Source organism: Klebsiella michiganensis (assembly GCF_002925905.1).
In the GTDB taxonomy this organism is placed as follows: Bacteria; Pseudomonadota; Gammaproteobacteria; order Enterobacterales; family Enterobacteriaceae; genus Klebsiella; species Klebsiella michiganensis.
Genome location: NZ_PRDB01000003.1, coordinates 1 through 15,687 on the forward strand (window position 1 = coordinate 1; position 15,687 = coordinate 15,687).

The window sequence follows — 15,687 nt, forward strand, 5'->3', positions numbered from 1 at the left end:
GGGCGGCGAGCCGATTGGCTCGGTGATCTCCGCGTATGAGTTCGACGCCAGCCCGCAGGACGTGGCGCTGCTGCGCAACATCTCCGGCGTCTCCGCCGCGGCGCATATGCCGTTTATCGGCGCCGTGGGTCCGGCCTTCTTTCTGAAAGAGTCCATGGAAGAGGTTGCCGCCATCAAGGATATCGGCAACTACTTCGACCGCGCCGAGTACATCAAATGGAAATCCTTCCGCGACACCGACGACGCGCGCTATATCGGCCTGGTGATGCCGCGCGTGCTGGGCCGCCTGCCGTATGGACCGGACACCGTGCCGGTGCGCAGCTTCAACTACGTCGAGCAGGTGAAAGGCCCGGACCACGAGAAATACCTGTGGACCAGCGCCTCGTTCTCTTTCGCGTCCAACATGGTGAAAAGCTTTATTAATAACGGCTGGTGCGTGCAGATCCGTGGCCCGCAGGCGGGCGGAGCGGTGAAAGATCTGCCGATCCACCTCTACGATCTGGGCACCGGCAACCAGGTGAAGATCCCGTCGGAGGTGATGATCCCGGAAACCCGCGAGTTTGAGTTCGCCAGCCTCGGCTTTATCCCGCTGTCGTACTACAAAAACCGCGACTACGCCTGCTTCTTCTCGGCCAACTCGGCCCAGAAGCCGGCGCTGTACGACACCGCCGACGCCACCGCCAACAGCCGCATCAACGCGCGCCTGCCGTATATCTTCCTGCTGTCGCGTATTGCGCACTACCTGAAGCTCGTTCAGCGTGAAAACATCGGTACCACCAAGGATCGCCGCCTGCTGGAGCTGGAGCTCAACACCTGGGTGCGCGGTCTGGTGACGGAAATGACCGACCCGGGCGACGAGCTGCAGGCCTCACACCCGCTGCGCGACGCGAAGGTGGTGGTGGAAGATATCGAGGACAATCCGGGCTTCTTCCGCGTGAAGCTGTACGCGGTGCCGCATTTCCAGGTGGAAGGGATGGACGTGAACCTGTCGCTGGTCAGCCAGATGCCGAAGGCGAAATAATAAGCTAAGGCAGGAAGCCAATGAAAACGGAACAACCGTTATGGGGCAGGGGCGTTATGGTCTCTCCCCAGCACTTCCAGCAGCAGGCCGCGTATTCAGCCTGGTCTGCGGAATGTATCGCCCGACTCGGGCTTTCTCATCCCTGGGGGATGATCGATGCCACATTCGAATCGGATGCACTGAAACTGGGCCGCCTGCAGGCCCGTCATTTGCATATCCGTTTCCCCGACGGGACATTAATCGATACGGATAACGCTGACGATTTGCCACCGGTACTGGCGCTTGAGAATGAATCGCAGCACGTGGTGGTGGTACTGGCCCTTCCGCTGCTGCGGGCGAACGGCGGCAACTGCCTGAAACCCGATGAGGTGGCTGAGCGTCCTGTTCGCTATCGGCAGCGCTGGCGGGATGTCCGCAACGCCTTTGGGGAAGATACCCGCCAGATTGCGGTGATGCGCCCGGAGCTGACGCTGCGTTTCGCCCATCAGAATAACAGCGATTACCTGACCTGTCCGATCGCCCGCCTGCAGCAGGATTCGCAGAGGGCGTGGCAACTTGATGAGACGTTTCTTCCCCCGCTCCTGGCCATCCAGGGTAGCCGCTGGCTGATGACCCAACTGGAGCAACTGATGACCCAGTTGCGTACCCGCCTGAGCCGCCTGATGGATATGCGCAGGGAAAGCAACGAACGGATGGCGGATTTTGCCGTGGCCGATGTGTCCCTGTTCTGGTTGCTCAATGCTCTGAACAGCGCTGAGCCCGTGCTCGCAGAGTTTCAGCGCCATCCGCAAAACCCGCCGGAGCGTCTGTATCCGGAGCTGGCCCGTCTGGCGGGCAGCCTGCTGACCTTCTCGCTGGAGCACCAGGTGAGTGCGATCCCGGTCTGGCAGCATGAGCAACTGAATAACGTTTTCCCGCCGCTGTTTGATTTACTGGGTGACCTGCTGGAAGCCAGCCTGCCGTCGCGGGTGGTGGCGATTGAACTTGAGCACGATGCCCGGCTGCACTTCTGGCAGGCCCGTCTGCATGACCCGCGTCTGCGTGAAGGGGCGGATTACTACCTGTCCGTGCGTTCACGGATGTCGGCGGCACAGCTGCAGGAGCAGTTCCCGCGCCAGTGCAAGGTCGGCAGTCCCGATCATGTCAGAAGTATCGTCAACTCATCGCGGGTGGGCGTACCTCTTGCGCCACTGCGTCATGTTCCGGCAGCCATTCCACTGCGTCTGGAAAACCAGTACTTCAGCCTTGATGTCTCTCACCCCCTGACCACCGAAATGCTCCAGAGCGGCACATGTATGTTTTACGTTCCGGGAATGCTCGGCGAGCCTGAACTTGAACTTTTTGCGGTACTGAGAACATGAGTGAGCGTAAACGCGGCGGCGCCGCGTCCATTGATATAGATGCCCTGCTTCAGGATACCTGGCTGCAGGTGATCAGCCTGCGTCACGGTCCGATATTCCAGGACGGGGAAGGTCGCACGCTTTGGGAACGCTGCATTACTGATGTCGAACGAGTCCAGCGTGAGCTGAAAGCGAGCGAACTTGATGAAGCCAGCTGTCAGCATATTCTCACGGCACAGTGTGCGCTGCTCGATGAGGCGGTCAAAGGTCGCGGTGTGGAGGACGATGCCTGCGTGCAGTGGTATGACATTCCCCTGCAGGGGCACTTCCTTGGCACTATGGACGCCGGTGACACGCTGTGCGATCGGATGCGCGATGTGCTGCGTGAACCGGCTCCTGACCACGCTGTTGTGACCTGCTTCCAGCGAGTCATGATGCTGGGTTTCCTCGGCAATTTCCGCTCTCTGAACGACCCTGAACGCCAGAAACTCATTAATGCACTTGGTGAATATGTCACGCCGTTCAGCTGTCCACAAACCCATCCAGTCCTGGTGGAAAGCCGTGCCGGACGGGAAATGGGCGGCTGGCTGGCATCATGGCCTGTACGTATTGGCCTGAGCGTGGTGGTGGTGGTTGCCGTACTCTGGTGGGGACTGGATCGCTGGCTGGATCAGATGCTGCAGACCCTGTTGCCGGGAGCGGTGAAATGAGCCCTGCGCAACAGCGCGGACTTGCGCTGTGGGGCGCCTTGCTAAGTACCGTGGTCTGCCTGGGTTTTCTGTCGGTCACCCGACTGGTGTCAGTACTCGTTCTGCTTACCGTTCTGGGGCTTATCATAGCGTGCTGGTATGTCGCCAGTCGCCGCGCGCGGCATGACGTCACCCTGCAACTGGATAACCTACCGGAAGCCACTTACCGTCAGCCCGTGGTGCTGGTCTGCGGCGATCTGCCGCTGGCCTGGCCGCATCAATCACCGGTACTCATCGTCCCGCAGGGATGCTGGATCCGTGTGGAGGATCATCAGGATCTGGAGCAGGTAGCCCGCCAGATACTGTGGCTGCGCCCTGACTGGGGGCGTCAGCTGTCGGTAATGGTTTGTGTCTGTCCGCAGCAACACCCGGACAGCGAAGCCCTGACCAGTCGTCTGCTGACCCTGCGCTGGCGCATCAGCCAGCTGCGTAAAGAAACGGGTCATTCTGTGTCACTGATTCTGAATGGTCAGGTCGGCAGCGCGATGACGAATGACCTGTTCTGGCAGATGGCTCTCCCGGGTGAAGGGGTGAGGGTCTGGCGTGAGTCTTCAGTTCCGGGCTCTGTCGCTGCATGGGTCACCGTCGGCGGAACGCCTGCGATGCAGCAGCAGGTGTTGATGAATAGCCTGATGAGCTGGTTCCATCAGCACGTCCTGGCTGTTTTTATGGATGAGAACCCCGATGTGCCGGTCATTGCCCCTGCCGCAGTGCTGTGGGGCATGAGACCAATACTTGCCGGAAGCCTGACCACATCGGCCTGGACGGCGTGGTTGTCCCATCATACCGCGATGCAACAGGTGACCGGCTGGCAGCCGGTGGGAACGGACAGTACGGTTATTTCCCCGTTGCCGGATTTTGTCCTGCCATTGCTGCCGGAAGGGCGAGGCCTGACGCCGCATGACAAAGCCTTCCGCTGTGCGCTCGGGATCTTCACGCTGGCGACTATCGCTGCGCTGCTCAGCAGTGGCTGGAACAATCGCCAGCAGCTGCAACGCGTGAGCTTCGATATTACCCGTTACGACCGCATCTCTATGGATGACTACGGCCCGAAAGCCGACGCCGTTGCGGCCCTGCGCGAGGATGCGGCATTGCTGGACGACCATGCACGTAACGGCGTACCGGCCCGGCTGAGCCTGGGTTTGTATCAGGGCGGGCGTCTGCGCATGCCGGTGCTGGAAGCGATCCGCTCGTATGTGCCGCCACCACTGCCGCCTGAACCACAGCCGAAACCCAAACCGGTAGCGAAAATTATCCGCCTCGACAGCATGTCGCTGTTCGACTCGGGCAAGTACGACCTCAAGCCAGGCTCCACCAAAATGCTGATCAATTCACTGGTGGGCGTTAAGGCCAGACCGGGCTGGCTGATTGTCGTGTCCGGGCATACCGATAACACCGGCAATCCGCAACTGAACCAGACGCTTTCTCAGAAACGTGCCGAAGCGGTGCGTGACTGGATGCGTGACACCGGCGACGTGCCGGAAAGCTGTTTTGCGGTGCAGGGCTATGGCGAAAGCCGTCCTGTCGCAACCAACGACACTCCGGAAGGGCGTACGCTCAACCGCCGTGTCGAAATCAGTCTGGTACCGCAGGCCAATGCCTGTCAGATACCCGGCAAATACCCGGCGTCATCGCAGGATGATGGCGCATCACAACACAATGGAGAGTAATTCCATGGCAATTCCTGTTTATCTTTGGCTGAAAGACGACGGCGGTGCGGACATTAAAGGATCTGTGGACGTTCAGGATCGCGAGGGCAGCATCGAAGTTGTCGCTCAGGAGCATAACCTGTACATCCCGACCGATAACAACACCGGCAAACTGACCGGCACCCGTATCCACACGCCGTTCCTGTTCACCAAGGAAATCGACTCGTCCAGCCCGTATCTGTACAAGGCGGTGACCACCGGTCAGACCCTCAAGTCTGCGGAATTCAAGTGGTACAAGATCAACGACGCGGGCCAGGAAGTGGAGTACTTCAACACCAAACTCGAAAACGTGAAGGTGGTGAAAGTGAGCCCTGAAATGTACGACATCAAGGATCCTTCTAAAGAGAAGCACAACCATCTTGAGCGCGTAGAACTGCGTTACGAAAAAATCACCTGGACCTACAAAGACGGCAACATCATTCATTCCGATAGCTGGAACGAACGCGCCACCGCGTAATTGCCCGTCATACTTCGCGCCGCAGGTGCGTTGGCTACGTCCGCTCACCCCGGTTGCATAGTTATCTATGCTCCCGGGGATTCACGAACTTGCCGCCTGCCTGCAACACGAATTATTTAGGGCAATCGTCTGATGCGGGCGGGGTTTCCTGTCCACAGTTTTTTGCTGAGAGCCTGATATGCGGGCACTCAGCAAAGAAAAATACAATCTGTCTGCCTGACCTTATGCGCTTTGGTGAACAGCGAGGGGCGGTAGCGTGTCCAGGAACTGACAAAGAGAGAGATTCATGGAAAATCCAGCCAGCCTGTTGCGATGTCTGAACCCTTACTGTGCCCGTGCGATGGAAGGGGTGGCTTCGCTCTGCCAAACCCGCACCCATGCGAAAATTTTGCCGGAACACTGGCTGCTGGCCTCGCTTGCCGGAGAGCAGAGCATCCGCAGCGTTCATCTACTGATGGCGCTGGGCGGGAAACCTAACCTGGCTCGCTGTGATGGGCTGTGGCCCTTACTGACGCTTGGCCAGAGCCAACTGGAGCGCCTGCGCCCGTTACTGGATGCGCAATCTGACGAGCGGCCGGATCTGCAGCCGGAAATCGAACTGGCTCAGGGTATCGGACTGGAGTTTGACCTCACAGAAGGAGTGCACGCATGAGCAATAATCCTCCGTTAAGATTCAGCCACAGCCATCATCTGCTTTCGGTGAAAGGCTGTGACGCCGAGCCCGATGTACTGGCGTTTGAAGGCGATGAAGCCCTGAGCAAACCCTTCCGCTACCGTATTGAGTTCACCAGCGCTGACCATACCATCAGCAAAGAGATGATGCTGATGAAAGCGGCTTCCCTGACGCTGCAGGCCCCGGTTGACCAGGGCTACGGCATCAAAATCCAGCAGCCGGTGCGGGTGATTCAGGGAGTGGTGACGGGTTTTGAACGCCTTGGCACCTCAAAGGATGAAACCCGCTACGCCCTGACGCTTGAGCCGCGCCTGGCGCTGCTTGACCGTTCGCACCAGAACGCCATTTACCAGGATATGTCCGTCCCGCAGATTGTGGAGAAAATCCTGCGCGAGCGCCACGGCATGCGCGGCCAGGATTTTCTGTTTTCGCTCACCAGAGAGTATCCGCGCCGTGAACAGGTGATGCAGTACGGTGAGAACGACCTGCACTTTATCACCCGCCTGCTGGGCGAAGTGGGTATCTGGTTCCGCTTCACCACCGACACGCGCCTGAACATCGACGTGGTGGAGTTTTACGACAGCCAGCAGGGGTATGAGAAAGGCCTGACGCTGCCGTCGGTGCCGCCGTCCGGGCAGCATTCGCAGGGTGTGGACTCGGTGTGGGAGATGGAGAACCATCATCACGTGGTGCAGAAGCAGGTCAGCACCCGCGATTACAACTACCGCCAGGCCACGGAAGACATGAACACCCTCGTTGATGCGACCAGGGGAGATACCACCACTTACGGAGAGGCCTATCACTGGGCGGATAACTACCTGACGGCGGGAAACTCCCATGACCGTAATCCGGCACCGGAGTCCGGGGCGTTCTATGCCCGCATTCGTCACGAACGCTACCTGAATGGCCAGACGCAGACCCGGGCCGTCACCAGCTGCCCGACCCTCTCTCCGGGGATGCTGCTGAAAGTCACCGGCGGGTACGAAGTGGCTGAGGTATTTGCGCAGGGCGTGGTCATCACGGCGATGCACAGCCATGCCCGGCGTGATGAAGACTTTGGCGTCCGGTTTGACGGTATCCCGGACAGCCCGGATTTTAGTTTCCGCCCTGAGCCAGGCAGTCGTCCGGTGATGGCCGGCACCTTACCGGCCCGCGTCACCAGTACCACCGAAAATGACACCTACGGGCATATCGATAAGGACGGCCGCTACCGCGTCAACATGCTGTTTGACCGGGACAGCTGGGAGACCGGGTTCGAGAGCCTGTGGGTTCGTCAGTCCCGGCCGTATGCCGGGGACACTTATGGTCTGCATCTGCCGCTGCTCGCGGGCACCGAGGTGGCGATTGGTTTTGAGGACGGTAACCCGGACCGGCCGTACATCGCCGGGGTGCTGCATGACTCGGCGCACGGCGACCACGTCACCATCCGTAACTACAAACGTAACGTCCTGCGCACGCCGGCAAACAACAAAATCCGCCTCGACGATGAGCGCGGGAAAGAGCATATCAAGGTCAGCACGGAGTACGGCGGCAAAAGCCAGCTGAATCTCGGGCATTTAGTGGATGCCGATAAGCAGAAGCGCGGTGAAGGCTTTGAGCTCAGGACGGACAGCTGGGGGGCTATCCGGGCGCAGAAAGGGATTTTTATCAGTGCTGACGGGCAGGCGAAGGCGCAGGGCCAGGTTCTTGATATGGAGCCGGCGGTCAGCAACCTCGGCGATGCCCGGGAGCAGATGACATCCATCTCGGATGATGCGCAGAAGGCAACCGCGAACCCGGCCGACCTGCAGGCGCAGATTAAACTGCTGGAACAGCAGCTGACGGACCTCAAAAAATCGGTGCTGTTGATGAGCGCACCGGACGGAATGGCGCTGACCAGCGGACAACACCTGCAGGTGTCTGCCGGGCAGAACCTGATTGCCACGGCCGGAAAAAATGCGGACGTCAGCGTGGTGAAAAAGTTGTTTGTAGGTGTCGGTGCACAGCTGAGCGTGTTTGCGCGTAAGCTGGGGATCAGGCTCATTGCGAACCAGGGGCCGGTGCAGGTACAGGCGCAGAACGACCTGATGGGGCTACTGGCCCGCAAGGAAATCAGCATCGTCAGCACGGAAGATGAAATCAAAGTCATTGCGAAGAAGAAGATCACGCTGAATGGTGGTGGGAGTTACATCGCACTGGATGTTAATGCTATTGAATCAGCGACCGCGGGGGATTTCAGGACAAGAGCAGGGCATTACGCGAGACAGACGCGAGCACAGCATAAGCCTGAGATTTCGCCTTCAGCCAATGCCATAGATGATAGTAGCCATAATATTCGCTATTTGTGTACAGATGATAATGGAATACCAATGTTTAATACTCCTTACAAAGCATTTCTGGCTGATGGTTCAGTATTTGAGGGTATTAGTGATAGTGAGGGATATACGAAGTTATTTACGTCTGCACAAACTCAGGATGTTCTGCTACATATGATGCCGGAGGCTATCAATGCCTAAGTATAATATTTATACAAAGATTGAATCGAATGTTTCAGCAGTCGACCTTTTTTATGATCTCAATGTGTATAGAACTGACGCCAATAATAAAAAACATATGTTATTGTCAGTGGTGCAGCAACCAGTAACTCCCAATTATCAAACGCAGTCCCATGAAACGAATGAGACAGAGGATGATCTGTCTGTAATCTACATCATGGAAATTAATTTGTATCGCAAGCATGGCGGTAAGTTGGTTTCTGTTCTTTCATCGCCTGCGAAAAAAATGTACACACTTGGTGAAATGGCATCAGGGCAAGCGTACTCTAAAAATAAACGCGAAAACGTCTGCTATTTTGAGACTAAAGCCCAGACAAAACCGGTTAATGATAATGGTGAGGATAACACACATAATGTGCAGATAACTTGTATGGAGAGAGCGTTTATTGCACAAAAATATCCCATTGGTAGTTCCGATGATCCATTCGATAGAAGAAAGATCGAGAGTCAGATTGCATCAAGAATGAATCATGCCACTTATCCTAACCAAGGGGGGACTAGTTTATGTGGTCCGGCATCTTTTTTTTATTGCCTGCAAATGGACAGGCCGGAAGTTTATAAACAAGCGGCTATTGAACTTTGGTTGCATGGGAAAACAAAAATAGGTTTATTGGAGATCTTACCAGGAGGCGGATGTAGGCATCCCAAAGGAAGTTTTTATGATGACTACGGTAGGGAAGCCGTATCAGGTCTGGACTGGATCACATTGGCTAGCCTGAGGGATTCTGAAAACTCCATCATGAGTTACGATGAAGTGGGTGATCAGGTTGCTGGTATTACAATGTGGGGGAAGTTGACGGAATGGTTCGAAAAAGCAGGTTATGAGAAAATATTCGATAATATAAGTCTTTCACATGCCAATGAGGCAGATATAGTAAAGCTTAATTCATATATGAAACAAGGATACAGAGTTGTAACTCTGATATCTGCAGGAATGTTAAAGGGGTGGGGTTCTGGTGACTCATCGTCAAAGAATCACTGGATTGTTTGGGATGACGCTGTTTGCAAGGTTAATGGTGGAGATATTACTCCCAAAGATAGTGATGAATTAATTGAACTGAAGCTTTTCTCTTGGGGAAGGGTTGATTGGCAAACAAAAAATAGTAGTACTCTCAGCTACTTCGCTAAGCATGTTTTTGGAGGGTTGGTTTTTAAACCAATAAAATAACTATGAAGAAGATTATTCCTTTTATCATCTTCTTGATTTCTGCTTGTGGCAGTACTGCGCCAAATTTCTTACCCGGAGGAAATAATCTCCCTGACGGAATTGTTGGTCAGGACTATTTAACTGAGATTGAAATAACTAATGTTATTTTATTTAAAGAGAATGTTGGAGTGAACATATCCCCACCGAATTCAGGCTTAAAATGGAATCCAAAGGTAACCAAGTTGAAAAGAGGGGGGGCAGAAAGAGTAGATGAAGATTATCATTACATAAGAATTAGTGGAAAACCGAAAGAGGTAGGGGAAGTACTAGTCCATATTAATGGATACTCTATGGGAACAACGGCTCCAGGAAGTAAAATTGATAAGATGTATGTAATAAAAGTAAAAGCGGTCAAGAATTGAATCGTTTGCAAGCGCAGGCTAAGGCTTTGAAAGAAAATATACAATAAACATTGTAAGTTTATCCAATAGCAAGATGATTATTTAGATAGGGCAATGTAAAAATTAAATTAAATAAATACCTAAGATATGGCCATAAGCACGCTTTTGGAGGCGTGGTTTTCAAACCACTGAGCTAAATGAAATATTTAATTTGTGTTTTAATTCTCATTGTGTCCGACTGCACCGCTTCTCGCCTAACAGTTTTGCCTGAGAAAAATGAGCTCACAATTGCAACAGTTAATTACAAATACCGGGATGTCATCGAAATAAAAGGTGGAGTTGTTAATGAATCCAGCATGTCGGTAAGTATAACCCCGAACGATTCAGGGTTGGTATGGAATCCGGAAGAAGTAAAATACGCTTTTGATGGATACGATGGAGTAAACAAATATTACCATCGTATCATCATATCTGGTATCCCGAAAAAACCAGGTGATTATAGCGTAACTATTTCTGGGTTTATTCTTGGCACAATGCGTTCCGGTCAAGATCTTTATAAGCGATATACGATAAAGATCAAACAGTAGCTAATTCACTTAGTACATGTCTGTTTTTTCAGGACATAATTTTTCTGCCAATGTGAAGGAGTACAATGAGCATCAATCCCCCGATCAGGTTCAGCCACAGCCATCATCTGCTTTCGGTGAAGGGCTGTGACGCAGGGCTTGACGTGCTGGCGTTTGAGGGCGATGAAGCCCTGAGTACGCCGTTCCGCTACCGTATTGAGTTCACCAGCGCTGACCATACCATCAGCAAAGAGATGATGCTGCTGAAGGTGGGCTCTCTGACGCTGCAGGCCCCGGTTGACCAGGGCTACGGCATCAAAATGCAGCAGCCGGTGCGGGTGATTCAGGGAGTGGTGACGGGTTTTGAACGCCTTGGCACTTCAAAGGATGAAACCCGCTACGCCCTGACGCTTGAGCCGCGCCTGGCGCTGCTTGACCGTTCGCACCAGAACGCCATTTACCAGGATATGTCCGTCCCGCAGATTGTGGAGAAAATCCTGCGCGAGCGTCACAACATGCGCGGTCAGGATTTTCTGTTCTCGCTCACCAGAGAGTATCCGCGCCGTGAGCAGGTGATGCAGTACGGTGAGAACGACCTGCACTTTATCACCCGCCTGCTGGGTGAAGTGGGTATCTGGTTCCGCTTCACCACCGACACGCGCCTGAACATCGACGTGGTGGAATTTTACGACAGCCAGCAGGGGTATGAAACAGGCCTGACGCTGCCGTCGGTGCCGCCGTCCGGGCAGCATTCGCAGGGTGTGGACTCGGTGTGGGAGATGGAGAGTCATCATAGCGTGGTGCAGAAGCAGGTCAGCACCCGTGATTACAACTACCGCCAGGCCACGGAGGACATGAACACCCTTGTCGATGCGACCCGCGGGGATGCCACCACTTACGGAGAGGCCTATCACTGGGCGGATAACTACCTGACGGCGGGAACGTCCCATGACCGCAATCCGGCGCCGGAGTCCGGGGCGTTTTACGCCCGCATTCGTCACGAGCGTTACCTGAATGGCCAGACGAAGACCCGGGCCTTCACCAGCTGTCCGACCCTCTCTCCGGGGATGCTGCTGAAAGTCACCGGCGGGTATGAAGTGGCAGACGTGTTTGCCCGAGGTGTGGTCATCACGGCGATGCACAGCCATGCGCGGCGTGATGAAGACTTTGGCATCAGGTTTGACGGTATCCCGGACAGCCCGGATTTTAGTTTCCGCCCGGCGCCCGGCAGCCGCCCGGTGATGGCCGGCACCTTACCGGCCCGCGTCACCAGTACCACTGAAAATGACACCTACGGGCATATCGATAAGGACGGCCGCTACCGCGTCAAGATGCTGTTTGACCGTGACAGCTGGGAAACCGGGTTCGAGAGCCTGTGGGTTCGTCAGTCCCGGCCGTATGCCGGGGACACTTATGGTCTGCATCTGCCGCTGCTCGCGGGCACCGAGGTGGCGATTGGTTTTGAGGACGGTAACCCGGACCGGCCGTACATCGCCGGGGTGCTGCATGACTCGGCGCACGGCGACCACGTCACCATCCGTAACTACAAACGTAACGTCCTGCGCACGCCGGCAAACAACAAAATCCGCCTCGACGATGAGCGCGGGAAAGAGCATATCAAGGTCAGCACGGAGTACGGCGGCAAGAGCCAGCTGAATCTCGGGCATTTAGTGGATGCCGATAAGCAGAAGCGCGGTGAAGGCTTTGAGCTCAGGACGGACAGCTGGGGGGCTATCCGGGCGCAGAAAGGGATTTTTATCAGTGCTGACGGGCAGGCGAAGGCGCAGGGCCAGGTTCTTGATATGGAGCCGGCGGTCAGCAACCTCGGCGATGCCCGGGAGCAGATGACATCCATCTCGGATGATGCGCAGAAGGCAACCGCGAACCCGGCCGACCTGCAGGCGCAGATTAAACTGCTGGAACAGCAGCTGAGGGACCTCAAAAAATCAGTGCTGTTGATGAGCGCACCGGACGGAATGGCGCTGACCAGCGGACAACACCTGCAGGTGTCTGCCGGGCAGAACCTGATTGCCACGGCCGGAAAAAATGCTGACGTCAGCGTGGTGAAAAATCTGTTCATCGGGGTGGGCAATGCCCTGAGCGTGTTTGTACGCAAACTCGGGATGAAGCTAATTGCCAACCAGGGACCAGTAATGGTACAGGCTCAGAACGACATGATGGAGTTACTGGCACGAAAAGAAATCAGCATTGTCAGCACGGAAGATGAAATCAAAATCATCGCGAAGAAGAAGCTGACTCTGAATGGTGGTGGGAGCTATATCCGAATTGATGCAAGTGCGATTGAATCTGCTACTGCAGGTGAATATCGTACGAAAGCAGGGCACTATGAGCGTAAAGCAAGCGCATCAGAAAAGGTCACGCTGCCTGTATTTCCTGTAATGGAACCTGGCGAACAAAGTTTACGCTTTGCTTTCCCTGGTGCCGATAGTGTCAGCCAAAGTATGGACTGGATGACAAATCAGCCGTACAACATTACTGACAGTAATAGGAAGATCCTGGCGACTGGCACGGTAGACAGTTCAGGCCGCTTCCCGAAAATAGTTCTTCCTGAAAGCGATACATTAAACTTAATCATTGGGCGAGAAACCTGGGTTAAAGAAGATCTTCCGACATCAGTAGCAGAGGCTGAGGCAGACAGTGCGGAAGATATAGAATCACTGGAGCCTGATATTGATTCGGATGATACCGAGTCAGCTGAAGGTCATACTTCTGCATTAACGGAATCAATGATTGCAAAACTATTAAATTTAACTACGACAGGGTGATCTATGTTAAAGAAAATTTGGAAGTCCACTTTTTTCTTTATAATCGTGCTTTCTAGTTTTAGGGCATTTGCTACTTGCCTAAAGGAAGGGGATAAAGTAAGTTTTACAGGAGTTGTTAGCGAAAAATTATACTATGGCCCTCCAGGCTGGGGAGAGGATAAAGCGAATGATGAGAAGTTACATGAATGGATATTGCATTTAAAGCAGCCACTCACATGTGTAAAAGACGCAGATACTGACAACCAAAGCTGGAATCATGACATTCAATTGATAATGCGTGATAGTAATGACTATAAAGTAAATAAAAATCTTCTTGGGAAAACTGTCAGTATTGATGGCATAATATTTCTTGCCGAGACCGGATATCACATGACGCCAGTTTTATTAGATGATGCCAAGTTTCAAGTTGCAGACAAATAGTAGAGAGGATTTATTAAAATGCGCTTTATAAATGCTATTTATCATGCATCGACGAAAACGGTAGAATATGAGTCATCGAGTGGCACAAGATTGTTAAAAACTGGTGGGTCACTGAATTGGCGATTCAATAACCCAGGGAATCTCATTTCTGTAAAAAATCAGCAAGGAAAAATCGGTGTTGGAGTTGTTTACAATCCAGACAAACATTCATTCGCAATATTTTCCAGCATAAAAGCTGGTGATAATGCTAAACGATCTCTGCTCAAAAGGAAATATAAGGATTATACTATTCCAGAAATGATGAAAAAATATGCGCCGGGGAATGATGGTAATAACCCTGAAGCTTATGCCGATTTTATCATGTCTGAAAGTGGGGTCACTCAGGGGGAGAAAGTAGGAGATCTTGACGATACAAAATTCAGTAAGGTAATCAAGGCAATTAGCAAAAAGGAAGGTGGCTTGAAGCCGGGTACCGAAAAATGGGTGTATGTGACAAATGTGACTGTTTCTGATGGCTCCCGACCAGTTGCTGATGTGCCATTTAAAGTGACACTAGGAAGCACTAGCTACGAGTGGAAAACAGATGCTTACGGCAAACTCAAGACAATCATCCATACGAAACAAGGAATGGCTATTGTTGTTAAATATACTAATTCCGCAGGAAGAGAGGATGTTGTTTATTCTGCTGTTGCTGGAGATGAAACGAAAAATATACTACTTACGAGAAATTTCTCGCAATTTTCTGCAAAGACACTTGCCCAGACTCCAAAAGCCCCACGTGAGAAGAGCACTCAAAAACCGATTGAGTACACAGTCATGTCAGGTGACACTCTCTCAAAAATTGCCGAGCGTTATAAGACAAGCATTGGTGAAATAGCCAAAAACAATAATATAAAAGATGTGAGTAAGATCTTTCCAGGTGAGCATTTGACGATATATGGTGTCAATACTAATGGCCCTTCAATCTATATCGTTTCACCTGGTGACACTTTGGCGAAAATCGCAGAAAAAAATGGTGCAAATGTTGAGGATATTGCGCGACAGAATAATATATCAGATCCTAATAAAATATATCCAGGTCAATCAATTTCTATATGCAAAAATGGTAGTAATACTGCGAGAGAGACCGACAAATCAGCAGTTAATCCTCCCATCTCAAAAACAGTGAGTAAAAATCCACTGCAAAATAAAGAAGTAAATACCAATAAAAAAACGCTGGAATCGGTTGGGGGGAAAAATTCTGGCAATCCGATTGCGTTACTCCCTCATGATCAGAGAGAGGCTCCATGGATGGCGGTTGCATTTGAAGAGGGTAAGAATAGATGGAAATGGGGACGGGTGAGGGAAGGCGATGGCGGAATAAACTATCATAAGAAAACTGGCATTAATATGTCATCTATGGTGGGTAACTCTAATCCGTGGTGTGCTTCTTTTGTAAATTATTGCCTCAAAGAGTCTGGGTATGCAATATCTGGTAGTGCAAGTTCTCAGTCCTTCTCGAAAAATAAGAATTTTGTAAAAATACCTCAACCTATATATGGTGCAATAGTTGTTTTCCGTAAAAGAGGGGCGTGGACTGGTCACGTTGCCTTTGTGTATTGCAAGTTTAAAAATGGGGAATATGGTGTTTTAGGCGGTAATCAAGCGAATAGTGTGACAGTAAATCCACTGAAGAAAGTTTATCTTGAACAATTAAATTATGAGCTTATAGGGTATTATGTCCCGGCTTCATATCATCCTAATGCGGTTAGGATAGTTAAAAATGGCGGCGACTTATCATCAGACTTTGAAAGTATTGATAAGTTAAGAAAAAGTCTTGGGTCTGACATGCTAACACTTGATGATACTAAAACTCGGTGAGTAATAGATGATTGGTTTACAATG

Annotated in this window: 12 protein-coding genes and 1 pseudogene; all 13 read left to right on the plus strand. The window is 52.5% G+C overall.

Annotated features, from left to right (window positions below):
* On the plus strand, window positions 1–1,021 hold a 1,021-nt coding region (gene tssC / locus CDA56_RS10610; protein ID WP_104011357.1), incomplete at its 5' end, for a type VI secretion system contractile sheath large subunit.
* Between the two features lie 20 nt (window positions 1,022–1,041).
* Entirely contained in the window at window positions 1,042–2,382 is a 1,341-nt protein-coding gene (tssK, locus tag CDA56_RS10615) for a type VI secretion system baseplate subunit TssK (protein WP_103815589.1), read from the plus strand.
* The gene (tssL, locus tag CDA56_RS10620) at window positions 2,379–3,071 is read left to right on the plus strand and encodes a type VI secretion system protein TssL, short form (RefSeq protein WP_103815587.1); all 693 of its coding nucleotides are present in this window, start codon (window positions 2,379–2,381) and stop codon (window positions 3,069–3,071) included. The genes tssK and tssL overlap by 4 nt, the downstream gene beginning before the upstream one ends.
* Complete coding sequence (locus tag CDA56_RS10625; protein WP_102804076.1) at window positions 3,068–4,780, plus strand: OmpA family protein; 1,713 nt, start codon at window positions 3,068–3,070, stop codon at window positions 4,778–4,780. Before tssL ends, CDA56_RS10625 begins: the two co-directional genes overlap by 4 nt.
* A gap of 4 nt (window positions 4,781–4,784) precedes the next feature.
* Window positions 4,785–5,276: a type VI secretion system effector Hcp gene (gene hcp, locus CDA56_RS10630; RefSeq protein ID WP_014839086.1), complete on the plus strand. Its 492-nt coding sequence runs from the start codon at window positions 4,785–4,787 to the stop codon at window positions 5,274–5,276.
* 286 nt (window positions 5,277–5,562) lie between these two features.
* Window positions 5,563–5,892, plus strand: a pseudogene (locus CDA56_RS10635) (Clp protease); the annotation flags it as partial.
* Window positions 5,893–5,924: 32 nt separating this feature from the next.
* A complete protein-coding gene (locus CDA56_RS10640; RefSeq protein ID WP_103815585.1) occupies window positions 5,925–8,444 on the plus strand; it encodes a type VI secretion system Vgr family protein in 2,520 nt (839 codons plus the stop codon).
* On the plus strand, window positions 8,437–9,651 hold the full coding sequence (locus tag CDA56_RS10645) for a hypothetical protein (protein WP_102804081.1): 1,215 nt from the start codon (window positions 8,437–8,439) through the stop codon (window positions 9,649–9,651). The genes CDA56_RS10640 and CDA56_RS10645 overlap by 8 nt, the downstream gene beginning before the upstream one ends.
* Window positions 9,652–9,653: 2 nt before the next feature.
* Window positions 9,654–10,052: a hypothetical protein gene (locus CDA56_RS10650; RefSeq protein WP_102804080.1), complete on the plus strand. Its 399-nt coding sequence runs from the start codon at window positions 9,654–9,656 to the stop codon at window positions 10,050–10,052.
* 176 nt (window positions 10,053–10,228) lie between these two features.
* Window positions 10,229–10,618, plus strand: a complete 390-nt coding sequence (locus CDA56_RS10655) for a hypothetical protein (RefSeq protein ID WP_104011358.1) — start codon at window positions 10,229–10,231, stop codon at window positions 10,616–10,618.
* A 65-nt stretch (window positions 10,619–10,683) separates the two neighbouring features.
* A complete protein-coding gene (locus CDA56_RS10660) occupies window positions 10,684–13,383 on the plus strand; it encodes a type VI secretion system Vgr family protein (RefSeq protein WP_104011359.1) in 2,700 nt (899 codons plus the stop codon).
* A gap of 3 nt (window positions 13,384–13,386) precedes the next feature.
* A complete protein-coding gene (locus tag CDA56_RS10665; protein WP_102803311.1) occupies window positions 13,387–13,803 on the plus strand; it encodes a DUF4431 domain-containing protein in 417 nt (138 codons plus the stop codon).
* A gap of 18 nt (window positions 13,804–13,821) precedes the next feature.
* The gene (locus CDA56_RS10670) at window positions 13,822–15,663 is read left to right on the plus strand and encodes a TIGR02594 family protein (protein WP_102803310.1); all 1,842 of its coding nucleotides are present in this window, start codon (window positions 13,822–13,824) and stop codon (window positions 15,661–15,663) included.
* Window positions 15,664–15,687 lie beyond the last annotated feature (24 nt).